Here is a 26312-nt window from a genome sequence, read left to right as displayed (position 1 = left end):
AACGTAAACGTGTAAGAGAGACGAGACCATGAACGTAGCCACAAAACTTCCCACCGAAATCGGCCCTATCCATTTTGTCGGCATCGGCGGGATTGGCATGTCAGGCATTGCCGAAGTGCTTTTGAATTTTGGCTACACGGTGCAGGGGTCTGACCTCAAAGCGTCCAAGATCACCGACCGACTGGCCGAGCTTGGTGCCCGTATTTTCGTGGGTCAAAAGGCCGAGAACCTTGATGAGGCCGAAGTGGTGGTGATTTCCTCCGCGATCAAGCCGGGTAATCCCGAACTGGACGCGGCCCGTCTCAAGGGCCTGCCTGTTGTGCGCCGCGCCGAAATGCTCGCGGAATTGATGCGTCTCAAATCCAACATCGCGGTTGCGGGCACCCACGGGAAAACCACGACAACGACGATGGTTGCGGCGTTGTTGGACCAAGGCGGTATTGATCCTACCGTGATTAACGGCGGCATCATTCACGCCTATGGCTCGAACGCCCGCGTGGGGGAGAGCGACTGGATGGTGGTTGAGGCCGACGAGAGCGACGGAACGTTCAACCGTCTGCCTGCGACCATCGCCATTGTGACCAACATCGACCCCGAACATATGGAACATTGGGGTGATTTCGACACGCTGCGCAAAGGGTTTTATGACTTTGTGTCCAACATTCCGTTTTACGGTCTGGCCGTGTGCTGCACCGACCATCCCGAGGTGCAAAGCCTTGTGGGCAAGATCACCGACCGCCGCGTTGTCACCTACGGCTTTAACGCCCAAGCGGACGTGCGTGCCATCAACTTGACCTACAAGAAGGGCGTGGCGCATTTCGATATCGTCTTGGCGGCCGATGACATCACCATCGAGGGCTGCACCCTGCCGATGCCGGGCGATCATAACGTCTCCAACGCGCTTTCGGCGGTGGCGGTGGCCCGTCATTTGGGAATGAAGCCCGAGGAGATCAAAGAGGGCTTGGCCAATTTTGGCGGCGTCAACCGTCGCTTTACCCGCGTGGGCGAGGTGAATGGCGTGACGATTATTGACGACTACGGCCACCACCCTGTCGAAATTGCCGCCGTGCTTAAAGCTGCGCGTCAGGCCACCGAGGGCCGTGTCATTGCCGTGCATCAGCCGCATCGCTACTCGCGCCTGCATTCGCTGTTCGAGGATTTTTGCACCTGCTTCAACGAGGCTGACGTCGTGGGCATCGCTGACATCTATTCCGCAGGTGAAGATCCCATTGAGGGCGCATCGCGCGACGATCTTGTGGCGGGGCTTATCCGGCACGGTCACCGCCATGCGCGGGCCGTGACCTCCGAGGACGATCTGGAACGTCTTGTGCGCGAACAAGCGCGTGATGGCGATATGGTCGTCTGCCTTGGGGCAGGGACGATCTCGGCATGGGCACATGGGTTGCCTGCACGGCTTGCAAAAGGGTAGGGCTGATTTGTTCTAGCGCACAGACGCGCGAAAGTGCATCGGGTAAGCTGTGAGGTATGATGGACCAGATCAACGGCGCACTTCTGTTCAAAATTCTGATTGCGTTTTTCGCCTTGGGTGGCGTGGGCTATCTCGTGGCACTTGCGCCCAAATGGGTGTGGGCGGTCCTTGGTGGCGTTGTTGTCTTGGCCGTGGCATACGGGTTTTGGGCGAGTGACACGCGCGGCGTGGCTCTGTTCTATCTGATTGTAGGCGTACCAATGGCACTCCCCGCTTTCGGGATTGGTGCCTTGTTCGGTATTGCGAAACGCAGACGGGAGACGGATCATGGCGGACACTCTTAAACGGCGCATCGGACCAGTTTTACTGACGGCTTACGGCGTGGGCGTGATGGTGGGTGCGGGGATTTATGTGCTTGTGGGGGCGGTTGCCGCCCATGCGGGAATCTATGCGCCGCTGGCCTTTCTGCTTGCTGGGCTGATCGCGGCCCCATCGGCGCTGTCTTATTCCGAATTGTCTACCCGCATCCCACAAGCCGCAGGCGAAGCGGCCTATATCGAAGCAGGATTCGGCTCTCGTTTCCTTGGTGTGATCGTCGGACTTGGTATTGTTGCCGCCGGCACCGTATCGGCGGCGGCTGTCTTGCGTGGTGGTGCGGGGTATTTTACCGGCGTCTTTGATTTGCCGTGGAATATGGTGATCATCGTTTTCGGTGGCGGCTTGGTTGTTGTGGCCCTTGTCGGGGTGCTTGAAAGCCTTGCCTTGGCGGCGCTGTTTACAGTGATCGAAATTGCGGGTTTGGCGCTTGTGGTTTGGGCGGGGTGGACTGCACCTGTCTCACCAGACTGGACGGCCTCCGCGCCGATGTATGTGCCCGGGATCGGGATTGCGGCGACATTGGCCTTCTTTGCCTTCATCGGGTTTGAGGACATCGTCAACATGGCCGAAGAGGTGCGCAATCCATCGCGGACCCTGCCGATTGCGATTATTTCTTCTCTGATTATCACAGCACTTTTATATGCGGGCGTTACGGTGGCGGCCATTCGTGCTGTTCCGCTTGAAGCCTTGGCGCAGTCCGAACGCCCACTGGCGCTTGTCTATGAAGCTGCGCGGGGCGGGGACGGGCAGATGCTGTCTCTGATCGCGGTTGTGGCAGCTCTGAACGGGGTTTTGGCGCAAATGGTGATGGCGGCGCGGGTGTTGTATGGATTGGGCGGACGCGGTGGCCCGTTGGGCTTGTTCCACCATGCCCATCCTCGGTTTGGCACGCCTGTCGTGGCCACGGTCTTGGTCGGTGCGAGCGTTATTGTCGCGGCGCTGTTGCTGCCCGTGGCTGATCTGGCGGGGGCGACGTCATTTATTCTGTTGATCGTCTTTGCCATGGTTAATGGCGCGTTAATCTATCTTAAACGCCGTCTGCCCGCCGCACCGTTCCGTGTTCCCACATGGGTGCCCTACGCGGGGTTGGTGCTTTCGGTTCTCGCGCTGATCGTATTTGGCATCGCGGGGCAGGGGTAATGTCCTCTATTTTGGCGATGTGCATATGGGCGCTTGCAACTATGGCCCTTGCTCCGTTACCATTGCGCCACCAGAAACGGTTCGGGCTTGTGTCACTGCTGACGCTGCCCGTGATCCTGATCTGGCTAGGACGGGACTATGGAGCGGTCCCTGTTCTGATTTGTAGTTTTGCTGCCATGTCTTTGTTTCGAAAACCGCTCGCCGCGCTTTATCGCGCAGTAAAGCGGCAGATTGCCAAGAGATGACAGGAGCCAAATACGTGCAACTATCCCTAATTCTGGCCTGTGTTTGGGCTATAGCCGCGAATGTCGTGGCGATGGTGCCATCCAAGAGCAACCATTGGCGTCAAGCCTATGGGTTGATTGCCGTGGGCGTGCCGATCTTGGGATATGTGACCTATCAAAACGGTCCTTGGGTGGGATTGATTGTCTTGGCCGCAGGTGCATCGATTTTGCGCTGGCCCTTGATTTATCTTGGTCGCTGGATCAAGCGCACCGCTTTTAAAGGCCCCGCAGAGTAACGCCGATCCGGACAAGGCGGCACGAATTAGGCTTTCGCAGGGCCTGTTCCTTCGGCTATAGCGACACCCATGACGCATTATCCTATTCCCCGCGGTACCTTAACCCAAGCACGCCCCCTTGCGGACCTGACATGGTTGCGTGTGGGCGGGCCTGCGGATGCCTTGTTTATCCCTGCCGATCTTGATGATCTGCGCGAATTCCTAGCCGCACTTGATCCCAGTGTTGCCGTGTTTCCGATGGGGGTCGGTTCTAACCTGATCGTGCGTGATGGTGGGTTGCGAGCGGTTGTGGTCCGCATGGGGCGTGGGTTCAATGGTATTGAGATTGACGCCGAGGCGGGGCGCGTGACGGCGGGTGTTGCAGCCCTCGACGCGCACGTCGCGCGCAAGGCCGCGACCGCAGGGCTTGATCTGACGTTCCTGCGCACAATTCCGGGTGCCATTGGTGGCGCGGTGCGGATGAATGCGGGCTGCTACGGCTCTTATGTGGCTGACCATTTCGTGTCGGCCAAGGCTGTGACGCGGGCGGGCGAGATTGTGACGCTCACGTCTGATGATCTCAATTTCCAATATCGCCAAACGGATTTGCCCGAGGGCTGGGTGATCGTTGAGGCCACGTTTCGGGCCGAAAAAGCCGACACAGCGGCTCTTGAGGCGCGTATGGAAGATCAGCTCGCCAAGCGCGATGCGACCCAACCCGTTAAGGACCGCTCGGCGGGCTCGACCTTCCGTAATCCTGCGGGGTTTTCCTCGACGGGGCAGGCCGATGATGTCCACGATCTCAAGGCGTGGAAGGTCATTGATGACGCCGGAATGCGCGGCGCATCGGTCGGCGGGGCGCAGATGAGTGAGAAGCATTCCAACTTTATGATCAACACAGGTGTTGCAACAGCGCGTGATTTGGAAACTTTGGGCGAAGAAGTCCGAAAAAAAGTATTCCAAAATTCGGGGCTTAGGTTACAGTGGGAAATTATGCGCATCGGTGAGTTTGACGGGGAGCCAATTCCCGCGGGTCTTCCCGAGGCGTGATCTGCAAAGCTCCTCATAGAAGGGGCGTGTAGACGGAGGCTGAGCAGCTTCCATAGTTTTAGGCCGAATGGTCAACGAAAGCGTGCCAATGAGCGCGCTCGAATGGAGTCTTTGGACTCCGCTAATGAGGGCCATAAAAATGGCTCCGTGAATGAGGCTTTGGTGGGTATGTCGAGCAGGCAATCCCCGAAAGTGGCGGTATTGATGGGCGGGCCAAGCGCAGAGCGCGAAGTGTCGCTGTCATCTGGGCGTGAATGCGCTGCTGCACTGAGGGGCGAAGGATTTGAAGTGGTCGAGATCGACGCGGGCGAAGATATCGCTCAGCGCCTATTGGACGTACGTCCCGACGTCGTGTTTAACGCGCTTCACGGTCGCTATGGCGAGGACGGCTGCGTCCAAGGGCTGCTCGAATGGCTGAAAATTCCCTATACGCATTCTGGTGTGCTGTCCTCGGCTCTGGCGATGGACAAGGAAAAGACCAAAGAAGTCTACCGCGCCGCCGGCCTTCCAGTTGCCGAAAGCCGTCTGGCCACGCGCGAAGAGGTTGAGGCGGACCATGTGATGGTCCCTCCCTATGTCGTCAAACCCTATAACGAAGGCTCCTCTGTGGGTGTCTATATTGTGCATGAGGGCAGCAATGCCCCGCGCATGGCGGCTGACATGCCCGATGTGGTGATGGTCGAAGCCTTCGCGCCCGGTCGGGAATTGACCTGCACAGTCATGGGAGATCGTCCGCTTTGCGTCACCGATATCATTGTTGATGGATGGTATGACTTCGAGGCGAAATACGCGCCCGGCGGCTCGCGCCATGTTTGCCCTGCCGACATTCCCGCCGATGTGACCGCCGCTTGTCAGGATTATGCGCTGCGTGCGCATGATGCTTTGGGCTGTCGTGGTGTGTCGCGCACGGATTTCCGGTGGGACGAGGAAAAGGGCGTCGACGGTCTGATCCTGCTTGAGACCAACACACAGCCCGGCATGACGCCGACCTCGCTGTCGCCCGAACAGGCGCAAGAGGCGGGACTGACCTACGGCCAGTTCGTGGCTTGGATGGTGGAGGATGCCTCATGCAACCGGTGAACCACATGCAATTCCGCCCCGCGCCTCAACCGCCAACGCAGGCTCGTCGTGCCGTTGAGGGGGGGTCCGCTTTGGTGTCCGAGGCCGTCGCTCGCGTGATGGGCGCGCGCAAAGGGGAGGCCCCCGCAGCCCCGCGCAACCCCGCGCCATCGCGCACGGTCTATCGCATGAACCGTCTGTGGCTGACCCCGTCGTTCCGCTTTTTCATGCGCCGTATTGCTCCTGTGTTGGCCATCGTTGCCTGTGTGGCGCTTTGGTTTGCCGACGTTGATCACCGCCAGAGCTTTAACGAGAGCGTCGCGGCGATCAAACGCGAAGTGCAAAATCGTCCCGAGTTCATGGTCAAGTTGATGGCCGTGGACGGGGCGTCCGATGGTTTGGCCCAAGAGGTCCGTGATGTGGCGCATGTGGATTTTCCGATCTCGTCTTTCGAACTTGATCTGGAAGGGATGATGGAGCGCATCGAGGCGCTTGATGCCGTGGCCGACGTCGGGCTGCGCGTTCGGGCGGGTGGAATTTTGCAAATTGATATAACCGAGCGTGTGCCGACGGTGGTGTGGCGTGGTCCCAACGGGCTTGAGCTGCTTGACCACGAGGGGCATCGCGTTGCCCAAATCGACAGCCGTCTTGATTACCCCAACCTGCCATTGGTGGCGGGCGAGGGGGCGAATACTGCCGTTGCCGAGGCCGAGTCCATCCTGCGTGTCGCGGGGCCAATCCTGCCGCGCGTGCGGGGCCTGATGCGGATTGGCGAACGCCGTTGGGATGTCGTCCTCGACCGCGGCCAGACGATTATGCTTCCCGAACAAAACCCGATCGGCGCTTTGGCGCAGGTGATTGCGCTCGATCAGGCGCAAGATCTTCTGGATCGTGATGTAACCCATGTGGACCTGCGCAATCCGTCGCGGCCCACCCTACGATTGACCGAGATCGCGCATGAGGACATGCGAAAGATCAAAGGTTTGGAACTTGGAGTATCCTTTCAATGACTGACCTTTATGCAGCACAACGTGCTATGCGCAATATGCGGAACGCGGCCATCCAACGTGGTGTGATTGCCATTCTGGATGTGGGCACATCAAAGATTTCCTGCCTGATCCTGCGCTTTGACGGCGAGCGGTTTACGGGTAGCGAGGGGGTCGGTTCGATGGCGGGGCAATCCTCATTCCGTGTGATCGGGGCGGCGACCACACGTTCGCGAGGGGTGCGCTTCGGCGAAATTGACTCCATGCCCAAAACAGAAGGCGCCATTCGCACGGTTGTGCAGGCTGCACAAAAGATGGCACAAACGCGCGTTGATCACGTTATTGCCTGTTTCTCGGGCGGGGCGCCGCGCTCTTACGGTCTTGATGGTCAGGTTGAAGTGGACGGGCAAACCGTCTCCGAGCAGGATGTCGCCCGCGTTCTGGCCGCGTGTGATCAACCTGATTACGGCGCTCACCGCGAAGTGCTACACGCGCAGCCTGTAAATTTCGCGCTCGATCATCGCTCGGGTCTCGACGATCCGCGTGGTCAGATCGGCCAGACGCTTGCTTGCGACATGCATATGCTCACTGTCGATAGCGCCACGATCCAGAACCTTCTCTATTGTATCAAACGTTGTGACCTCGAAGTGGCAGGCCTTGCCTCAGGGGCGTATGTCTCGGGCATCTCGGCGCTTGTCGAGGATGAGCAGGAGCTTGGCGCGGCCTGTGTGGACCTTGGTGGCGGGGCCACCGATGTGTCGATCTTCATGAAGAAACACATGATCTACGCAGACAGCGTGCGGATGGGGGGCGAACATGTCACCTCCGATATCGCGATGGGGCTGCAAATCCCACTGGCCACTGCCGAGCGGATCAAAACCTTCCACGGGGGTGTTCATGCCACAGGCATGGATGATCGCGACATGATCGAAGTGGGCGGCGACAGTGGTGATTGGGACAAGGATCGCCGCACAGTGTCGCGCTCCGATCTCATTGCCATCATGCGCCCGCGTGTTGAGGAAATCCTCGAAGGGGTGCGTGAGTGCCTTGATGCCGCTGGGTTTGAACATCTGCCCTCGCAACAGATCGTGTTGACGGGCGGGGGGAGCCAGATCCCTGGCCTTGAGACGCTTGCGCCAAAAATTCTCGGCCAACAGGTACGCATCGGGCGCCCGTTGCGGGTTCAGGGCCTGCCTCAAGCGGCGACAGGGGCTGCCTTTGCCTCTGCCGTCGGGTTGTGTCTGTTTGCGGCCAATCCCCAAGACGAGTGGTGGGATTTCGAAGTTCCTGTGGACAGCTATCCCGCGCGCTCGCTCAAACGCGCTGTGCGGTGGTTCAAGGAAAACTGGTAACGGTTGGCATCGTACTTTAGTGGGAAACTCCGTGCGATGGGCGGTTCACACTGTCCATCAGGCATGTTATGATTTTGGCAATGGCAGGTGCAACGTCACCTAACGACGAAACGACCAGACGATATAAAGAAGATGGCACCGAGCAGTGCCCCCACAGTGTTTGACCGATTTGACGGTCACGACCTCACAGCGCAACGCGCTCCTTCATGGGAGTGTGGGTGATTTTTGTGGCCTCTGACTTGTGCTTTGGGCTCTAAGGTTCGCCTAAATCTCGTAGAATGCGCAAAATCCCGCCTAAAAATGCAAGATACCCCCCACATTTTGTGTTGAAACTGTGTTTTTTGGGTGACGTGGTAAGTGAAAACCACTACGTTTAGAGGGGAAAAGGTAAATTATGCCCCGATTCAGGGGTGGGGACATTCATATCGTGACGTTGGCGAAAGCATCGGCGCACGACAACAAAAGCAGGCGGTAGATCATGGCTTTGAATCTCACGATGCCCGAGCGGGACGACTTGAAACCGAAAATCACAGTGTTTGGTGTCGGTGGTGCCGGTGGTAACGCGGTGAACAACATGATCGAAAAGGCGCTTGAAGGCGTTGATTTCGTCGTGGCGAATACGGATGCGCAGGCGCTCCAACATTCCAAATCTTCCGCCAAAATCCAGATGGGCGTCAAAGTCACCGAGGGTCTCGGTGCTGGCGCACGTGCCTCGGTTGGGGCTGCTGCCGCCGAAGAGAGCATCGAGACGATCGTCGATCACCTCGCAGGTGCGCACATGTGCTTCATCACTGCCGGTATGGGCGGTGGCACGGGGACAGGGGCCGCGCCGATTATTGCGCAGGCCGCTCGCGAGCTTGGCGTTCTGACCGTCGGTGTTGTGACCAAGCCGTTCCAGTTCGAAGGCGCAAAACGTATGCGTCAGGCCGAAGAAGGCGTGGAACAGCTGCAAAAGATGGTCGACACCCTGATCATCATCCCTAACCAGAACCTTTTCCGTCTGGCCAATGAAAAAACCACCTTTACCGAAGCCTTCTCTATGGCCGACGATGTTCTGTATCAGGGCGTTAAAGGTGTGACAGATCTCATGGTCCGTCCTGGCCTCATCAACCTCGACTTCGCGGATGTTCGCGCCGTGATGGACGAGATGGGCAAAGCCATGATGGGCACAGGCGAGGCTTCTGGCGAAGATCGTGCGATCCAAGCTGCCGAGAAAGCCATTGCCAACCCACTTTTGGACGAAATCTCTCTCAAAGGCGCTCGTGGCGTTCTTATCAATATCACGGGTGGCGATGATCTGACCTTGTTCGAATTGGACGAGGCCGCCAACCGTATCCGCGAAGAAGTCGATCCAGACGCAAATATCATTGTCGGGTCCACAATGGACCCAAGCCTCGAAGGCGCGATGCGTGTGTCTGTTGTGGCGACGGGTATTGACGCCAATACCAACGTTCACGAGACACCTGTTCCTCGCCGTCGTTTGTCCGAGCCATTGGCGCAGCAGCAAGTTGAAGACGAGGCTCCTGCCGCAGCAGCAGCTGTTGCCGCGACACAGGTTGACGCAGCAGAAGAACAAGCACCAGCCGCGGCGCCTGCGCAGCCAAGCCTTGATGTGTTCGAGCCTCAGCCATCTTATGAACCCGCAGCGCGGGTCGAAGATGAGGTCGACGATCTTCCTCCTCCCGCTTACCGACCAGCGGCTCAAGCTCCGCAGCCGACACAGCCGCAACCTGCATATGATCCTGCGCCCGAGGCCTATGTCGCGCCGCAGCCTGCACAGTCGGGAACGCCCGCGCCAGAGACGTTGGCCCGTTTGCAAGCCGCTGTCTCGCGTCAGCCTGCACCTCAGGCCCGTCCTGCGGCACCTGCCGCCGAGCCAGAGCAGAAGCAAGGTCGCTTCGGGATTAACTCCCTGATCGGTCGTATGACGGGGCACGCTGCTGAAGAGCCGCAGCGCCCTGCCGCACCGCAACAGCCCGCTGCACAGCAGCCTCGTTTCGGTGCAGCTCCTCAGCGTCAGCCGCAGGTGCATCAAGGCTACGACGAAGATCAAGAGCCCACCGCAGAGCAGGATAAGATCGAAATTCCGGCATTCCTGCGCCGTCAGGCTAACTAAGCCCGTGTGAAAATGCTGCGGCTGCACGGTTTGACGTGGGGTCGCAATCACAAAAATTTACCATTTGGAAAGACTCGCTTAGGCGGGTCTTTTCTTTTCATTAACAACACATTGGGTCGGTTCGGGGCTGCGGTTGGCTGTTTTTCGCGCGAGGGAGACGCCCAGTGTTACATTCCGTTACAATCTGTGTGTTGAGGTGGCCCGTACCCCGACATAAATTGTGCCTCAACAGAAAAGGGACTTTTGCGTTTGACGCTTGAGCACACGCAGATCTCCCGCAACCCAAGGCATACCGTGCAAACAACACTCGCAACATCAGTGGTCTTTAATGGAGTAGGGCTCCACTCTGGCGCACCCGTGCGCATGGTGATCTCTCCTGCGTCAGTGAATGCAGGTGTGACCTTTGTGCGTTCAGACGTTGCTGCCGATGTTGCGGATGATCGCTCAGCCGAAATCCCCGCGCGTTGGGATAACGTGGTTCCCTCGCAGCTGTGTACCTTGATGCGCAACGAGGATGGTGTGACCCTTTCCACAGTCGAGCATATCATGGCCGCTTTGGCGGGGCTTGGTGTGACGAATGCGGTTATCAGTGTGGATGGTCCCGAAATTCCGATCCTTGACGGCTCGGCCGCGCCATTCGTCGAGCAGTTGTTGCAAGCAGGATTGTCCCAACAAGAGGGGCCGACACGGGTTCTTAAAGTCTTGAAGGCCGTTGAGGTTGAGCAGGGCGATGCGCGCGCGCGTCTTGAGCCTGCTGACACATTGGAAATTGATTTCCATATCGATTTTGCGGACGAGGCAATCGGTGTGCAGGATAAACGCTTGAGCATGGCCAATGGCGCATTTGTGCGTGAATTGTCTGATTGCCGCACGTTCTGCCGTAAATCTGACGTGGATGTGATGCGTGAAAATGGTCTGGCTTTGGGCGGGACGTTTGACAATGCCGTGGTTGTCGATGGCGATATGGTTCTCAGCCCTGGTGGATTGCGCCGCGACGACGAGCCTGTGCGCCACAAAATGCTAGATGCGCTCGGCGACCTCTATCTCGCAGGGGCCCCTGTTTTGGGGCGTTATGTGGGCGAAAAGGCGGGTCATGCCATGACCAACGCACTGTTGCGCAAACTTTTCGCGACCAAGGGCGCATGGGCCTATGTGACCGTCGACGCGACGACAGCGGCGCGGTTGCCCGGGGCAGGGGTGTCGCGCTTCGATCTGGCTGTGTGCGCCTGAACAGGCCTTTGATTTGCGTCTTTCAGGTCTGCTTTGAGCGTATAAATTCCTCTCGTAATCGCGTATGTGACATAATTTCCGCGCAAAGACATTTTGCACGGAAATTTTCTGTGCTAGGAAGCAAGTCAACGCCCTGTTAAAAGGGCTAGTGAATTGGCAAGGGTAGGACCTTTCATGGCGGCAAAGACGCATCGCAGTGTGAAAGTTGGACTCAAGTTGGGGTTGGGGGTGTCTTTGGCGCTCCTCATGTCAGCGTGTGGCAACAACGCGCCTGAGCGCGACCTTGAAGGCTATCCGGCGGATGCCATCTACAAGCGGGCAGAATATGAAATCAGCCAGAATGATTTCGGTGACGCAGCGCATTATTTCGCAGAAGTAGAGCGCCTGTATCCCTATTCCGATTGGGCCAAACGTGCCTTGATCATGCAGGCGTTTTCTTACCATCGTGACCGCGATTACGAGAACGCCCGTGTCGCGGCTCAACGCTACATCGATTTCTATCCCGCTGACGAAGATGCCGCCTATGCGCAGTATCTTCTGGCGCTGTCTTACTACGATCAGATCGACGATGTTGGTCGAGATCAGGGCCTGACCTTTCAGGCGTTGCAGGCCCTGCGTGTCGTTATCGAGAAATACCCCGACAGCGAATACGCGCGTTCGGCAATCCTGAAATTCGACCTCGCCTTTGACCACCTCGCCGCAAAAGAGATGGAAATCGGGCGCTACTACCTCAAGCGCAAGCATTACACCTCAGCCGTGAACCGCTTCCGTGTGGTTGTCGAGCAATTCCAGACCACACAGCACACCGCAGAAGCGCTGCATCGTTTGGTTGAAAGCTATCTGTCGCTTGGTCTCGTCCAAGAAGCACAGACCGCCGGCGCTATTTTGGGGCACAACTATCGCTCCACAGAGTGGTATGAGGACAGCTATAAACTGCTCACGGGCAGAGGGCTTGAGGCGAAAGCCTTCGAGAACAACTGGCTCGGGTCTGTGTATCGTCAGATGATCCGCGGCGAATGGCTCTAATCCCGCGCACGGGTCTGTCATGCTAAGGCATCTCGACATCCGCGACATGTTGATCATTGATCGGTTGGAGCTTGCATTCCAACCGGGGCTCAACGTGTTGACAGGCGAGACAGGTGCGGGGAAATCCATTCTGCTCGACAGTCTTGGTTTTGTTCTCGGCTGGCGTGGTCGGGCCGATTTGGTGCGTGCAGGGGCCGAGCAGGGCGAAGTGACGGCTGTGTTTGAGCTTCCCAAAGGCCATGACGCTGAGGAAATCCTCGCCGAGCTTGATATCGAAGCCGAAGATGGTGAGTTGATTTTGCGCCGTGTAAACGCACAAGACGGGCGCAAAACCGCATGGGTCAATGACCGCCGTGTGTCCGGTGAAATGCTGCGCCGTCTGTCGAATGTTCTGGTTGAGCTGCACGGACAACATGATGATCGTGGCCTGCTTAACCCGCGCGGGCACCGCGTCTTGCTAGATGAGTTCGGCGGCACTGCCGAGCGACTCGCGGCCACCCGCACCGCATGGAAGACCCTTTCTACCGCACGTAAGTCCTTGAGCGAAGCGCTCGCGAAACAGGCGGCGCTTAAAGACGAGGAAGACTTCCTGCGCCACGCTGTCGCGGAGTTAGACGCGCTTGACCCGCAGGCGGGTGAGGAGGCCACGCTTGATGCCGATCGTCGTCGGATGCAACAGGCGGAGAAAATTGCCGTGGATGTTGCCAAGGCCCACCAAGCGCTCTCCTATGACGGGGGCGAGGGTCTGTTGGTCGATGCCCTCAAATGGCTCGAAGGGGCTGCGGAGAAGGCAGATGGGGCGCTTGACAGTGCCATTGATGCCTTGGGCCGTGCGCTCAACGAATTGGGCGAGGCACAGGGCGGTGTCGAGGATGCGATTGAAGGATTGCGCTTTAATCCGCATGAACTGGAGAGTGTAGAGGAACGGCTTTTTGCTATTCGCGGGTTGGCCCGCAAACACGGGATCGCCGCCGATGAGCTTGGTCCCTTCGCCGATGGGTTGCGGGACAAACTTGCGGCTTTGGATGGCGGGGTTGAGGATATTGCCCGTCTGGAGGCCGAAGTGGCCACGGCTCAGGCCGCCTATGACGCTGCTGCCGCGCAACTGACGCAGGCGCGCCGTGCTGCTGCGTCCCGTCTTGATGCACAAATGGGCGAGGAACTCGCGCCACTTAAAATGGAACGCGCCGTGTTTACCACGGACGTCACCCCGACCGAGGCGGGGCCAGATGGATGTGATAATGTGGCCTTTACGGTTGCCACAAACCCCGGTGCGCCCGCCGGACCGCTCAATAAAATTGCTTCTGGCGGTGAGTTGTCGCGCTTCCTTCTAGCGCTCAAGGTCTGTCTGACACGTGACCAAACAGGTGTGACGATGATCTTCGACGAGATCGACCGTGGCGTGGGCGGGGCAACCGCAGATGCCGTCGGGCGACGTCTCAAGGCGCTTGCCCAAGAGGGGCAGGTTTTGGTCGTGACCCACTCGCCGCAGGTGGCGGCCCTTGGCGGGCATCATTGGCGCGTAGCCAAGCGGGTTGAAAACGAGGTGACACTCTCCGAGGTCACGCCGATGATTGGCGAGGACCGTGTGATGGAAGTGGCGCGGATGTTGTCGGGGGACACTGTCACCGATGCCGCCCGCGAAGCCGCTATATCGCTGCTGGACGGCTAGATTCGCCACCAACGTTTTTTAAGTCTTTGATACGATTACGGAACAAGTTTTCCGGGGTTCATGAGGTTGTGCGGGTCCATCGCGGCTTTGATCGCGCCCATGACCGTCCAAGCCGCGCCGTGTTCGGCCCTCATCAATCCCTTTTTGCCCATGCCGATCCCATGCTCGCCCGTGATGGTCCCGCCCAAGGCCAAAGCGCGGTCGGCCATTCGGCCCGCGAGTCGTTTGGCCTCGGCCAGTTCGGCCTCATTGCCATCTTCGATCAGCAAAATAGCATGAAAATTACCGTCCCCCACGTGGCCAAGGATCGGCCCGTCAAGCGGAGAGGCGGCGATGTCGGCGGCGGTTTGCTCGACTGCTTGCGCCAGTTTCGAGATCGGGACACAGATGTCCGTCACAACCGCCTTGCATCCCGGTTTAAGTGCGAGGCAGGCGTAATAGGCGTTGTGGCGCATGGTCCAAAGGGCATTGCGATCCTCGGCTTTGCTCGCCCAATCAAAATCCGACCCGCCAAAGTCGCGCACAATCTCGCCAAAGGTTTCGACCTGATCGGCAACGCCGACATCCGAGCCGTGGAATTCCACAAACAAATGCGGGCGCAGGGGAAAATTGACGCCTGAGTAAGCATTGACGGCCTGAACGCTGGCGGTGTCGAGAAATTCGATCCGCGCCATGGGCAAACCGTATTGGATGGTGGCGATCACGGCATTCACGGCGGCGTCCATATCGTCAAAGGCGCAGACAGCGGCGGAAATGGCTTCGGGTTGTCCGTGCAGGCGCAGGGAGACCTCGGTGATCAGGCCAAGCGTGCCCTCGGAGCCGACGAACAGTCCTGTCAGGTCGTAGCCCGCGGAGGATTTGCGCGCCCGTGATCCTGTCTCGATGATCGTGCCGTCAGCCATAACCACCGTGAGCCCGATCACGTTATCGCGCATCGTGCCGTAGCGGACGGCAGTCGTCCCCGAAGCCCGCGTCATGGTCATGCCGCCGATGCTTGCGTTTGCACCGGGGTCGACGGGGAACATCAATCCCGTGGTGCGCAACTCGGTGTTGAGCTGTTCGCGCGTCACACCGGGTTGCACGCGGCAGTCCATATCGGCGTCATTGATCCGGAGCACGCGGTTCATGCGGGAAAAATCCACCACAAGCCCCCCGTGAATGGCCAGAGTTTGCCCTTCAAGAGACGTGCCCGCACCCCATGCTGTGACGGGAATGTCATGCTTGTGGCAGATTTTCATCATCGCCGAGACTTCCTCGGTCGTTTCGGGATATGCTACGGCGTCGGGTGGCGTGGGGGCAAACCACGTTTCTGAACGACCATGAACCTCAAGATCGGACTTGGAACGGGTTACGCGACCTTCTAGAACGGATGAAAGTGCGGCGAATGCGGTGTCTGGGATCATGTTTATCTCTGAGAACACGGGAAGCTGGCTGCGTGACCATAGTTGAAGCGCCACGGTGGTTAAAGCCGTTGTGGCACGAAAGCATAAGAGAGCCGTAAACACGGATGCACGAAGGCAATATCTCCCCCCTAAAAAAGGCGCTTCGTGAGATGCGGGACGGTCTGGCGCAGATTTTGGCCGTTGTGCGCACCAAGGGGCTTAGTCAAATCCAGTTCTGGTTTGTTGCCCTGTTGGTCGGGATCGCATCAGGATTTGCTGCGCTGTTATTTCGAAAAGGTATCAATTGGTTGCAGGGCACCATGTATGGCACCGACGATCCTGCGCATCTACACAGTTTTGCCAGTAGTATGCCGTGGTATTGGCTGCTGATCATTCCCGTTTTAGGGGGGCTTGTCGTTGGGGCCATTCTCAACTGGTACACGCCTGACGGGCGGGTGCGCACCGTCTCCGATGTGATCGAAGGGGCCGCTTTGAATGAGGGGCGGGTGGAGCGTCGCGCGGGTTGGGCCTCGGCTGCGGCCTCTTTCATTACCCTGTCCACGGGGGGATCGACGGGGCGTGAAGGGCCAGTGGTTCACTTGGCGGCTTTGATTTCGACTTGGGTGTCCAACCGTTTGCATGTCAACGGCGTGACGGGACGTGATTTGATGGGCTGTGCGGTGGCGTCGGCAGTGTCGGCCTCGTTTAACGCACCCATTGCGGGGATGTTGTTCGCGCTTGAAGTCGTTTTGCGCCATTTTGCGGTTCATGCCTTTGCACCGATTGCCATCGCTGCGGTGGCGGGCACCGTTATCAATCGTCTTGAATTTGGCGATGTGACCGAGTTCACCCTCGTGGCCGAAGGGGCGCAGGCATTCTACGTCGAGTTTCCTGCCTTTTTGTTGCTCGGTCTCATCTGTGGTCTGGTGGCCGCGATGATGATGCGGGCCATTTTTGCGGCGGATGAGTTTGGCACATGGGCGCAGGGCAAATTGGGTGTTCCACCGCTGTTTCGGCCTGCCATTGCGGGTGTGTTGCTCGGGCTTATGGCCATTGCGTTTCCTCACATCATCGGGGTCGGGTACGAGACGACCTCGCTGGCGCTGACGGGGCATTTGTTGCTGTGGCAGGCTATTGTCTTCACCGTGCTTAAAGTTGCCGCCGTGGCGATCACGATGGCGGGGCGTATGGGCGGCGGCGTGTTTTCGCCTTCGCTCATGGTCGGTGCGCTTACGGGGCTGTCATTCGGCCTCATTGCCACCGCTGTGTTTCCCGACATGTCGGGCTCAGCGACGCTCTATGCGCTTGCCGGCATGGGGGCTGTGGCTGCCGCTGTTTTGGGAGCGCCGATTTCCACCACTTTGATCGTGTTTGAGCTGACGGGGGACTGGCAGACGGGATTGGCTGTGATGGTTGCCGTGTCGCTCTCGACCGCACTGGCCTCGCGCCTTGTGGATCGCTCGTTCTTTCTCACGCAGTTGGAGAAGCGTGGCATTCACCTCGCTGCGGGGCCGCAAGCCTATCTGTTGGCAACCGTGCGTGTGCATCAGTGCTACCGCAAACCCGACGCGCCCCGCGCGGCCTCCGAGGAGGACTGTCGGGAGTTGATCAACCAAGGGATCTACGTCTCTCCCAATGCCACATTGGAAAAGGTGATGCCGCTCTATGATCAGCATAATCTGGTGTTTATTCCTGTTGTGACACTGCGTGAGGAGCTTGGACCGGAGCTGCACGGGGCCTTATTCCAAGTGGACGCGCTGCGCGTGTTCAACGCGGCACTCGCTGCGACAGCCGCCGAAGAGCATTCCTGATCAAATCGCTAAACGCATAAAAAAACGCGACCTCCCAATGGGAGATCGCGCTTGAAACTGTTTTAAATGTGTGTGGCTTAAAGCTGCTCTACAGCGGCCTTTTGCGGATAAAATGCAATGTAATCCTTGATCTCGGATACAAGCTCTTTGGGGTCTTCATAAGACCAACCTGCATCTTTGATCACAACGGATTTCGTGTGGATTGAATAGTATGTCGCCTCACCCTTGAACGGGCAGGACGACCGTGTCTCCGAGGCTTCCAGAAAGGCCATGCCCAGATCGGCGCGTGGAAAGTAAATCACGGCAGGCATATCGCCTTCGCTCAGTTCAAGCGCGTTTGTGGTTTCCCCCAAAACGGCCCCACCTGCGCGCACAACCCAAGTGCCAGTGGCCTTGCGGATTTTGATGTGGTCACCCATGTGTCTCTCCAATTTTTCGTCACGTGTGGGCTCTATAGCAGCGTTTGCCAGAATACGCCATGTTAGAGGGGGGCAACCGCCTGTCGCAGCCAGTCTTTCGCGACGTCACTCACGCGTGGGGAAATTTTGTCCCAGACCTCTTGGTGATAATCGTCGAGCCAGTCGCGCTCCCAAGGGGCCAGTTCATCGGCCAGAATGAGCGTGCGATCAATCGGCACAAAGGTCAGCGTTTCAAAGTCGAGCATGTCGCGGGGATCGGCGCCCGCGGGCATTTGGGCAGGGCGCACGACGATAAGGTTTTCGGTGCGGATGCCAAAGGCCCCTTCGCGGTAATAGCCCGGTTCATTGGATAGGATCATGCCCTCGGCCAAAGGGAGCGTGGAGGTGCGCGATATACGCTGCGGGCCTTCGTGGACGGAGAGATAAGCGCCCACCCCGTGACCCGTGCCGTGGTCATAGTCGCGCCCCATCCGCCAGAGCGGCGCACGGGCAAGCGCATCCAGATGCCCGCCAGATACGCCACGAGGGAAACGGGCGGTGGAAATCGCAATCATCCCCTGCAACACGGCGGTAAAGGCCGCGCGGGCGTCTCCGGCGACATCGCCAAGCGCCACGGTGCGGGTGATGTCGGTGGTACCGTCAACGTATTGGCCACCACTGTCAATCAGCAGCAATTCGCCCTGTGCCAGTGGCCGATTGGTGTCCTCGGTGACGCGGTAATGGACAATGGCGCCGTTCGGACCTGAGCCGCAAATGGTGTCAAACGAGATGTCTTTGAGTTGATTGGTCGCAGAGCGGAACCCTTCGAGCGCCGTGACCACGTCAATCTCGGTGAGGGTCTCAATCTCTTGCGCATCAAGCCACGCCAGAAACTCGACCATCGCGGCACCATCGCGCAAATGGGCTTCGCGCGTGCCTGCGATTTCGGCCTCGCTCTTGATCGCTTTGGGCAGGATACAGGGATCGTCTCCTTCGATGATCTGCACATCGCCACCATCGCGCAGCATGGTCATGACCGCATGGGGCGCCGTATTCGGGTCGATCAGAACCGGCCCTTCCATATCGCGCAAATAGGGGCCAAAGGCGCTGCGCTCGGAAATGGTGATGCGGCTGTCAGGGCCGAGGTCGGTGAACTTGCTCGGCTCGGCAAAGAGCGCGAGTTTTCCGTTGGTCGTCAAAACGGCAAAGGCTTGGACCACGGGGTTGTGTGCTATGTCGGAGCCACGGATGTTGAGCAGCCACGAAATGCTGTCGGGCAGGGTGAGGACCACAGCCTGTGCGCCGCTTTTGGCGATGGCCGCGCCGATCTCGGCAAACTTTTCTTCAGAGGTTTTTCCCGTGAGATCATAGGGTTGCGCCACAGCGGGGGAGGCGGGGCGTTCAGGGCGGTCGGACCATATTTTGTCAACGAGGTTGGCTGTCGTGACCAAATCCTTGCCCTGAATAGCGAGGCTTTCGCGCATGGTCCGCACCTCCGCCACCGTATGCAGCCACGGGTCGAACCCGATCTTTTGGGCTGTCGTACGGCCAAGCCATTTGGCCACGCTTGTGGCGGGCCAGTCGATACATTCAAAAAGATCGGTGTCGCATTGCGCACGGACCTGAACGGTGTAGCGCCCGTCGGTGAAGATCGCGGCGCGGTCGGCCAGAATGGCGGCAGATCCTGCCGATCCTGTAAAGCCCGTGAGCCATGCGAGGCGCTCGTCGCAGGGGGCAACATATTCGCCCTGATGGGCATCGGCGCGGGGCACAAGAAATCCGTCGAGCCCAGCATCGGTCATCACAGTGCGCAAGCTCGTGACGCGTGGAGCGGCTTGTTCAGGGGTCGAGGTCACGTTGAAAGTCTGAAACATCCTGTGCCCTTCTTTGTTAGGTTCATGCGATAGAGGTGCGCGTGGGAGCGCAAGAATTAGGAGGCGCGGCGTATCCCCATGACACGGGCGCGGGCCCGTGGATCACTGTCAAACAGCGCGGCCAGTTGTTCGGTCATCGCCCCTGCAAGTTGCTCCACATCGGTGATGGTCACAGCGCGGTCATAGTATCGTGTCACGTCATGGCCAATACCGATGGCCAGTAGTTCGACCTGACGGCGCTTTTCAACCATCGCGATTACATCACGCAGGTGCTTTTCGAGATAGTTGGCGGGGTTGACGCTCAAGGTACTGTCGTCCACAGGCGCACCGTCGGAGATCACCATGAGGATTTTGCGCACTTCGGGACGGGCCGTCATGCGGCGGTGTGCCCACTCAAGGGCTTCCCCGTCGATGTTTTCCTTGAGCAGTCCCTCTTTCATCATCAGGCCGAGGTTCTGTTTGGTGCGGCGCATGGGCACGTCTGCGCCCTTGTAGATGATATGGCGCAGGTCGTTGAGGCGGCCCGGTTGTGCGGGGCGTCCGGCGTTGAGCCATGCCTCGCGGGCGGTGCCGCCCTTCCATGCACGTGTGGTAAAGCCGAGAATCTCGACCTTGACGTTGCAGCGCTCAAGCGTGCGGGCAAGCACATCAGCACAGATCGCCGCGATAGAGATCGGACGGCCGCGCATCGAGCCTGAGTTGTCGAGCAGGAGCGTCACAACGGTGTCGCGGAACTCGGTGTCTTTTTCGATCTTGAACGACAGCGGTGTGGTGGGGTTGGCGACCACACGGGCAAGGCGGCCCGCGTCGAGAATACCCTCTTCGAGATCGAACTCCCACGAGCGGTTTTGTTGCGCCTGAAGGCGGCGTTGCAGCTTGTTGGCCAGTCGCGACACGGCCCCTTTGAGCGGTTCCAACTGTTGGTCGAGATAGGCGCGAAGCCGTTCCAATTCGGCAGGTTCGGCCAAATCTTCGGCGCGGATTTCTTCGTCGTTGGCGGTCGAATAGACAACGTAATTGGGGTCGGCATCGGAGATGGGCGCGGGCTGAGGCGGATCAATTTCGGCCTCATCGTCGGGCATTTCCACCTCTTCGTTGAACTCGTCGGTGGCCGCGTCGTCTTGGGAGACAGACGCCTCCTGCATGTCTTGTTGTTCGTCTTGGGTGCTCTCGGCAGAGGCGTCGTTTTCGTCCTCCTGCTCTTGCTCCTGATCGCTCTCGCTGTCGTCTGTGTCGTCTTGATCGTCGGTCTCTGCGTTCTGGTCGTCCTCGGGGTCGGCCTCATCGGGGTCGTCGCCCAACTGGTCGCCATAGCCCAGATCCTCGATCACGCGCCGCGCCAGTTTGGCGAAGGTCTTTTGATCCTCAAGGAAGCTGTCGAGGTCGTCGAAATCGCCCTGTGTTTGCTGTTCGATAAAGTCGCGCCACAGCTCCATGACGTTGCCCGCGCCACCGGGCAAAGGACGGCCCGTCGCCATGTGGCGCAGGTAGTATCCCATGGCCTGAGCCAAGGGCGCGTCCTCGGTCTTGGTGATGCCCTCATAGCCACGGCGCATCGCATCATTGCCGATCTTGGCGTCGATGTTGCTCGCCGTGCCGGGCATATAACGGGCTCCAACGGCCTCACATCGCGCGGTCTCAAGCGCATCGTAGATGTCAAAGGCCATCTGGCCCTGCGGAGCATAGCGGTTAAAGGTTTTGCCGTCGTGATATTTGTGACGCAAGGCCAGCGCATCGGCGGTGCCTCGCGCGATCAGCACCTCCTCTTTGGTCATGCGGCGAGACACCTGCGGCAGGCGCACGGTGTCGTTGGTCAACCCTGCGGGGTCCATCGAAAAGGTCACAGTCAATTCGGCATCGTCGGCCATCACGCGGGTGGCTTCGGCGAGGGCCTTTTTGAACGGATCTGCGGGGTTGTCACTTGGCTTTTTCATGGGTCTTTTAAATCACCGCTCAGGCGGCGCGGCAAGCGAAAGCAGGGGACGCATGGACGCACAGGGGGCGGAAATGTCCTTGTTGATTGTGTCGGTCAAATATGGGGCGTGAAATCGACCTTATGGATGAAAACGCCGCGCGATCCTTGCGGGGCGCGCGGCGTTCACAACTGGTCCGATCTTGGACGCGAAGCGGCCTGATCAGGTCAGCTTGCGACGGAAACGGCGCTCTCGGGTAGTTCCTCGTCAAAGCAACGCTGGTAGAACTCGGCCACGGTTTGACGCTCCAACTCATCACATTTGTTGAGGAAGGTCAGGCGGAACGCATAGCCGATGTTGCGGAAAATCTCTGCGTTCTGCGCCCAAGTGATCACCGTGCGCGGGCTCATCACTGTGGACAGCTCGCCATTCATAAAGGCGGTGCGGGTCAAGTCGGCGACCGTCACCATCTGGCTGATGTCCTTGCGGCCCTTTTCGGTGTTGTAATGCGGGCATTTGGCCAAGACGATATTCGACTCGGCGTCATGGCTGAGATAGTTCAACGTCGCGACGAGGGACCAACGGTCCATCTGGGCTTGGTTGATCTGTTGCGTGCCGTGGTACAGCCCCGTGGTGTCGCCCAAGCCAACGGTGTTGGCGGTGGCGAACAGGCGGAAGGAGGGGTGCGGGGTGATGACTTCGTTCTGATCCATAAGCGTCAGTTTGCCGTCGGCTTCCAATACGCGCTGGATCACAAACATCACGTCAGCGCGGCCTGCATCGTATTCATCAAACACGATGGCGCAGGGGTTGCGCAGCGCCCAAGGCAAAATGCCCTCTTGGAATTCAGTGACCTGCATCCCGTCACGCAGCTTGATTGCGTCTTTCCCGATCAGGTCGATGCGGCTGATGTGGCTGTCGAGGTTGACGCGCACGGAGGGCCAGTTGAGGCGGGCGGCGACCTGTTCGATGTGGGTTGATTTGCCCGTGCCGTGGTAGCCCTGAATCATCACGCGGCGGTTGTGTGAGAACCCTGCGAGAATGGCGAGCGTAGTGTCGGGGTCGAATTTGTAGGTCGGGTCGACGTCAGGCACACGGTCGATGGCCTCGGCAAATCCTTTCACCGTCATATCGGTGTCGATGCCGAAAACATCGCGGACTGAAATCACTTCGGTAGGTTTTGCGTTGGCGTCCATAATTTAATGCTCGTCTCTTCGGGAATTTGTTGTCCCTTCGTGCAACATCTGCGCGAAGGGTGCAAGGGGCGAGGGAGCGCCATATCACCACATCCCGTTTTGCAAAACCGCAAAAGGTTCCATCACGGGTGATCGCTATCTTGTGAACATTTAATTTGAGATTTCTATGATCCAGAATGCAAAGTGCCTGCGTATCCCTTGTAACTTCGGCATGAGGCCGAGGCGTTACACCACTCTCAGGGAGACACCTCAATGAAACGCATTCTTTCAACCGCCGCCGCTATCTCCGTTCTCGCCACCGCCGCTTTCGCAGATCACCACGGTGAGAACCCGATGGTGGGTGGGGCTAAAATGTTCGCTGACAAAAACATCGTCGAGAACGCCGTAAACTCCGCGGATCACACCACGCTCGTGGCTGCTGTTACCGCCGCAGGTCTTGTCGAGACATTGTCGGGTGAAGGTCCCTTCACCGTGTTCGCGCCTGTGAATGACGCTTTCGCAGCCCTTCCAGAGGGCACAGTCGAAACACTTCTCAAGCCAGAGAACAAAGATCAGCTTGTGAAAATCCTCACCTGCCACGTCGTTGCGGCTGATGTGATGTCCGACGCGCTCGTCGGCATGATCGAAGCTGATGGCGGCGTGCATGACATCCCGACGGTCGGCGGCTGTACGCTCAAAGGATCCATCAAAGACGGCATGGTGATGATCGAGGACGAAACAGGTGGCATGGCCACGGTCACAATCGCCGATGTGGATCAGTCCAATGGTGTGATCCATGTGATCGACAAGGTTCTTCTCCCTGCGATGTAATTTGATTTACGATGATCCGACCGCGTTTGTTTTGGTCGGAGGAAAAGGAGAGCATTTGCTCTCCCTTTTTCACGTTTGGGGTTTGAATTGCCGAGGCGCAGCCCGTACACCTTTGGAAGGTTTTATATGAGGATTTGGGCATGAGCGGTCTTTTGGCATTGTTGGATGACGTTGCGGGCATCGCGAAAATCGCGGCGGCTTCGGTGGATGATGTGGCGGGTCAAGCGATCAAAGCCTCGACCAAGGCCGCAGGGGCGGTGATTGATGATGCCGCCGTGACGCCCAAATATGTGCATGGGTTCAAACCTGCCCGCGAATTGCCCATCGTTGGCAAGATTGCGCTTGGCTCTATCCGCAACAAATTGCTGATCTTGCTGCCTCTCGCGCTGCTTTTGTCGGCTTTCGCGCCGTGGCTGATCACGCCCTTGCTGATGCTTGGCGGCTCCTACTTGTGTTTCGAGGGAGCTGAAAAGATCTATCACCTGTTTCGCCCTCACGCGCATTACGCCGATGGGCACGCAGGCGTAGAGGATGATCCCAGTCACTTGGAGGCGCAAAAGGTTGCGGGTGCGGTGAAAACCGATTTCATCCTGTCTGCCGAGATTATGACGATTATTCTTGCCGCGCTTGATCCTGCCTCGTCAATCTGGATGACTGCGGGGGCTTTGGCTCTTGCGGGGATTTTGATCACTGTTGTGGTCTATGGCGCGGTGGCGTTGATCGTAAAGGCCGATGACGTAGGCCTGTGGATGGCACGGGTCGGGCGTTTTCGTATGACGCGGGCTTTCGGGCGCGGGATCGTCAAGGTCATGCCCTATCTTATGACCGTTCTTATGGTGGTCGGGACCGCCGCGATGATCTGGGTCGGGGGCTCTATTGTGATCCACGGGTTGCACGCCTTCGGCCTTGATCAGCCTTATGACGGCATCCATGACATTGCCTATGCCGCTGCCCATGCCGTTCCGAGCTATGAGGGTTTTGTGAAATGGAGCGTCACGGCGTTCTTTGATGGCGTGTTCGGCTTGATCTACGGTTTGATTTTGATCCCGATAGTGACCAAAGTGATCAACCCCGCGATTGCGGCGGTGAAGGGGACATCCGGCAGCACTGACGCGCATTAACGCTCGCCTATCTTGCCGGCGTGTTCGTGAAAGCCCGTGGTCAGTTTCGATACCACCACCGAAAGGGCAGGATGGAATAGCTGAAATGTTCGCGGGTGTTTGATCTCCCGTGAATGTCGCCGTTTTCTTCCTCCAACCAATAGACATGGCGGCGGGCACAATAGCCGATGAGCAATGTGCCAATGGCCCATGACAACATGGCGAGTGGCTTTGTCATCAGGGCGATGACCAGAATGATTGCACCCGACATGGCGCCGCTAATCACAGACAGAACGATATCGATAAACTTGACAGCACCTTCCAGATGAAACGGGGCCAACACCGCCAGACAAATCGTGGCTGAGATCACCCCCGTCAGTGTCGAGGCCCAATACATGTTGAGCGTTGAGGCAGGCCAGGAAATGCGAAACAGCGGTCCGATATAGGCGGCCAGAAGGCTCATCATCACGATGATTGTCAGGGTCATTGGCAATCCGAGAACGAAGGTGAAGTTGTCATAAACGGCGAGGCGTGTGGCATTTGCCGTGCCCAAAAAGAGGGCCGCCCGCATGGCCCAATGCCATTTTGTGGATGTCAAAACCGTCATCCGTAATCACTCACATAATCAAGAGGTTCATCCCGTGGTTCGTGGATGGATGGTGTGGTGTGCTGCGTGGCCCGCCATTTTGCGATCCGTCCGATGGCAAGCGTGCCTGCGACCCAAACCATTATACTGATCGGATGGGTTATGACGGAGTACGGTGCCAATAAGGCGCCTGACGTAAATAACACCGGTAGGGTCACAATCGAAGCGAGCGGTTCGTCCCCGATGAGGATTGCAGGCAGCAATGACAGGGCGATCGTTGTGCCCGCAGAGACCATCATAATGGTTAAGGAGGCGAGGATCTGTTTGAGCGGTCCCTGCGCATACAAAGGCTCAAACGCAGGACCGACGAGCGCGGCAAAAAACACGGCCGCGATCAACATGCCGAGACCTGCCCACGGGCCAAGTTCGGCCAGAACCGCATTGAAAACGGAGAAATAGATCGACGTGGCCGCCCATATCGCGATGGCGAGCCGCATCTGCCATTTCGGTTGTTTCACTTGCATTGGTCTCACCCTGATTGGATCCGCGCGAAATCCGTTCGGGTGAGACTAACAAGAAACTCTTACCAAAGCGTTGAAGCCGCCGCTGGCGCGGCGCTTCGTCTTATTTGAACCAACGGCTTTCTTTGAGTTGGTCCCATGCCCAAACAACTTCCTGAAGCTGTTCTTCTTGGCTACGGTCGCCGCCGTTCACATCGGGGTGCAGGACTTTGATCAAGGATTTATACTGCTTCTTGATCTCTGCCTTGGTCCAATGATCCTTGGCCTCAAGAATGGTGATGGCCTTGCGTTCGGTGGGGGGGAGTTTACGCGTCGAGGCCGCAGGGTCGGAGCGCCCGGGGTTTTGCGTCGCGTTTTCTCCCAACACCTGATGGGGGTCATCCACCCCAAGACGTTCCCACGCCTGTTGCTCCACCGACTTTTTCCCGAACGGCTTGGTGGGGCGATCACCGACCTTTGAGGATTTGATGTGCTCTTCCATCTCCTCAGGGGTGGCGTTGTTGAAGAAATTCCACTTCAAATTGTACTCGCGCACGTGCTCCTTGCAGAACCACTTGTATTCGTCGAGATGATCGGGCGAACGTGGCGCACGGTATTGGCCTTGCTCCTCGCATCCGTCATGCTCGCACTCGCGTTTTGACGTCTCAAACGCACCGGACATGCCTCTGCGACCGCCACGGCGTTTCTTTTTGTCCTTCGCTGCGGACATATTAAAACCAAAGGGATCGTTCTTATCCATGTGCCTCAACCTTTTCGACTCGGACGCAGGACCATAGATGAAGAA

The 26312-nt window shown here is 58.2% G+C and carries 24 protein-coding genes; 16 read left to right on the top strand and 8 right to left on the bottom strand.

All coding sequences use genetic code 11. The features are described 5' to 3' along the window. Positions 1 to 28: 28 nt before the first annotated feature. The 13 genes from murC to recN all read left to right on the top strand — a co-directional run bounded on the left by murC (position 29) and on the right by recN (position 13937). On the top strand, positions 29 to 1429 hold the full coding sequence (gene murC, locus ACN0TS_RS02285) for a UDP-N-acetylmuramate--L-alanine ligase (RefSeq protein ID WP_417257692.1): 1401 nt from the start codon (positions 29 to 31) through the stop codon (positions 1427 to 1429). A 56-nt stretch (positions 1430 to 1485) separates the two neighbouring features. After that, complete coding sequence (locus tag ACN0TS_RS02280; RefSeq protein ID WP_417257691.1) at positions 1486 to 1773, top strand: hypothetical protein; 288 nt, start codon at positions 1486 to 1488, stop codon at positions 1771 to 1773. Beyond that, a complete protein-coding gene (locus tag ACN0TS_RS02275; protein WP_417257690.1) occupies positions 1757 to 2947 on the top strand; it encodes an APC family permease in 1191 nt (396 codons plus the stop codon). Before ACN0TS_RS02280 ends, ACN0TS_RS02275 begins: the two co-directional genes overlap by 17 nt. Next, positions 2947 to 3192 (top strand): DUF2484 family protein, encoded by a 246-nt coding sequence (locus ACN0TS_RS02270; protein ID WP_417257689.1) that lies wholly within the window; start codon positions 2947 to 2949, stop codon positions 3190 to 3192. The genes ACN0TS_RS02275 and ACN0TS_RS02270 overlap by 1 nt, the downstream gene beginning before the upstream one ends. A gap of 14 nt (positions 3193 to 3206) precedes the next feature. Then, positions 3207 to 3467 (top strand): DUF2484 family protein, encoded by a 261-nt coding sequence (locus tag ACN0TS_RS02265; RefSeq protein WP_417257688.1) that lies wholly within the window; start codon positions 3207 to 3209, stop codon positions 3465 to 3467. A gap of 69 nt (positions 3468 to 3536) precedes the next feature. Then, positions 3537 to 4496 (top strand): UDP-N-acetylmuramate dehydrogenase, encoded by a 960-nt coding sequence (gene murB, locus ACN0TS_RS02260; RefSeq protein WP_417257687.1) that lies wholly within the window; start codon positions 3537 to 3539, stop codon positions 4494 to 4496. Positions 4497 to 4664: 168 nt separating this feature from the next. After that, complete coding sequence (locus tag ACN0TS_RS02255) at positions 4665 to 5576, top strand: D-alanine--D-alanine ligase (protein WP_417258170.1); 912 nt, start codon at positions 4665 to 4667, stop codon at positions 5574 to 5576. Further along, positions 5564 to 6565: a cell division protein FtsQ/DivIB gene (locus ACN0TS_RS02250; RefSeq protein ID WP_417257686.1), complete on the top strand. Its 1002-nt coding sequence runs from the start codon at positions 5564 to 5566 to the stop codon at positions 6563 to 6565. Before ACN0TS_RS02255 ends, ACN0TS_RS02250 begins: the two co-directional genes overlap by 13 nt. Further along, positions 6562 to 7893 (top strand): cell division protein FtsA, encoded by a 1332-nt coding sequence (ftsA, locus tag ACN0TS_RS02245; RefSeq protein ID WP_417257685.1) that lies wholly within the window; start codon positions 6562 to 6564, stop codon positions 7891 to 7893. Before ACN0TS_RS02250 ends, ftsA begins: the two co-directional genes overlap by 4 nt. Before the next feature lie 478 nt (positions 7894 to 8371). Next, a complete protein-coding gene (gene ftsZ / locus ACN0TS_RS02240; protein WP_417257684.1) occupies positions 8372 to 10009 on the top strand; it encodes a cell division protein FtsZ in 1638 nt (545 codons plus the stop codon). 294 nt (positions 10010 to 10303) lie between these two features. Further along, entirely contained in the window at positions 10304 to 11239 is a 936-nt protein-coding gene (gene lpxC, locus ACN0TS_RS02235; RefSeq protein WP_417258169.1) for a UDP-3-O-acyl-N-acetylglucosamine deacetylase, read from the top strand. 174 nt (positions 11240 to 11413) lie between these two features. Next, positions 11414 to 12265 (top strand): outer membrane protein assembly factor BamD, encoded by an 852-nt coding sequence (locus ACN0TS_RS02230; protein ID WP_417257683.1) that lies wholly within the window; start codon positions 11414 to 11416, stop codon positions 12263 to 12265. A gap of 19 nt (positions 12266 to 12284) precedes the next feature. Further along, entirely contained in the window at positions 12285 to 13937 is a 1653-nt protein-coding gene (recN, locus tag ACN0TS_RS02225) for a DNA repair protein RecN (protein ID WP_417257682.1), read from the top strand. 35 nt (positions 13938 to 13972) lie between these two features. On the opposite strand, the gene ACN0TS_RS02220 is transcribed toward recN, so the two are convergent. Continuing rightward, on the bottom strand, positions 13973 to 15340 hold the full coding sequence (locus ACN0TS_RS02220) for an FAD-binding oxidoreductase (RefSeq protein WP_417257681.1): 1368 nt from the start codon (positions 15338 to 15340) through the stop codon (positions 13973 to 13975). A gap of 104 nt (positions 15341 to 15444) precedes the next feature. Between ACN0TS_RS02220 and ACN0TS_RS02215 the strand changes: the two genes are divergently transcribed. Continuing rightward, positions 15445 to 17130, top strand: coding sequence for a chloride channel protein (locus ACN0TS_RS02215; protein WP_417257680.1), 1686 nt, complete (start codon positions 15445 to 15447; stop codon positions 17128 to 17130). A gap of 77 nt (positions 17131 to 17207) precedes the next feature. On the opposite strand, the gene ACN0TS_RS02210 is transcribed toward ACN0TS_RS02215, so the two are convergent. The 4 genes from ACN0TS_RS02210 to cobS form a co-directional block, all read right to left on the bottom strand. After that, positions 17208 to 17549 carry a DUF427 domain-containing protein gene (locus ACN0TS_RS02210; RefSeq protein ID WP_417257679.1) on the bottom strand — a complete coding sequence of 114 codons (342 nt, stop codon included), beginning with the start codon at positions 17547 to 17549 and terminating at the stop codon, positions 17208 to 17210. Positions 17550 to 17611: 62 nt separating this feature from the next. Continuing rightward, positions 17612 to 19402: an aminopeptidase P family protein gene (locus tag ACN0TS_RS02205; RefSeq protein WP_417257678.1), complete on the bottom strand. Its 1791-nt coding sequence runs from the start codon at positions 19400 to 19402 to the stop codon at positions 17612 to 17614. 56 nt (positions 19403 to 19458) lie between these two features. After that, positions 19459 to 21336, bottom strand: coding sequence for a cobaltochelatase subunit CobT (gene cobT / locus ACN0TS_RS02200; RefSeq protein WP_417257677.1), 1878 nt, complete (start codon positions 21334 to 21336; stop codon positions 19459 to 19461). Positions 21337 to 21542: 206 nt separating this feature from the next. Further along, positions 21543 to 22511: a cobaltochelatase subunit CobS gene (gene cobS / locus ACN0TS_RS02195; protein WP_417257676.1), complete on the bottom strand. Its 969-nt coding sequence runs from the start codon at positions 22509 to 22511 to the stop codon at positions 21543 to 21545. 252 nt (positions 22512 to 22763) lie between these two features. Between cobS and ACN0TS_RS02190 the strand changes: the two genes are divergently transcribed. Then, the gene (locus ACN0TS_RS02190; protein WP_417257675.1) at positions 22764 to 23321 is read left to right on the top strand and encodes a fasciclin domain-containing protein; all 558 of its coding nucleotides are present in this window, start codon (positions 22764 to 22766) and stop codon (positions 23319 to 23321) included. 140 nt (positions 23322 to 23461) lie between these two features. Continuing rightward, on the top strand, positions 23462 to 24442 hold the full coding sequence (locus tag ACN0TS_RS02185) for a DUF808 domain-containing protein (RefSeq protein ID WP_417257674.1): 981 nt from the start codon (positions 23462 to 23464) through the stop codon (positions 24440 to 24442). 40 nt (positions 24443 to 24482) lie between these two features. On the opposite strand, the gene ACN0TS_RS02180 is transcribed toward ACN0TS_RS02185, so the two are convergent. The 3 genes from ACN0TS_RS02180 to ACN0TS_RS02170 all read right to left on the bottom strand — a co-directional run bounded on the left by ACN0TS_RS02180 (position 24483) and on the right by ACN0TS_RS02170 (position 26267). Then, a complete protein-coding gene (locus tag ACN0TS_RS02180) occupies positions 24483 to 25028 on the bottom strand; it encodes a hypothetical protein (protein WP_417257673.1) in 546 nt (181 codons plus the stop codon). Beyond that, entirely contained in the window at positions 25025 to 25531 is a 507-nt protein-coding gene (locus tag ACN0TS_RS02175) for a hypothetical protein (RefSeq protein ID WP_417257672.1), read from the bottom strand. Before ACN0TS_RS02175 ends, ACN0TS_RS02180 begins: the two co-directional genes overlap by 4 nt. A 100-nt stretch (positions 25532 to 25631) precedes the next feature. After that, a complete protein-coding gene (locus ACN0TS_RS02170; RefSeq protein ID WP_417257671.1) occupies positions 25632 to 26267 on the bottom strand; it encodes a J domain-containing protein in 636 nt (211 codons plus the stop codon). Positions 26268 to 26312 lie beyond the last annotated feature (45 nt).

The organism is Celeribacter sp., from assembly GCF_048266405.1.
Taxonomy (GTDB): Bacteria; Pseudomonadota; Alphaproteobacteria; order Rhodobacterales; family Rhodobacteraceae; genus Celeribacter.
This window is presented reverse-complemented; position numbering and strand designations above follow the sequence as displayed.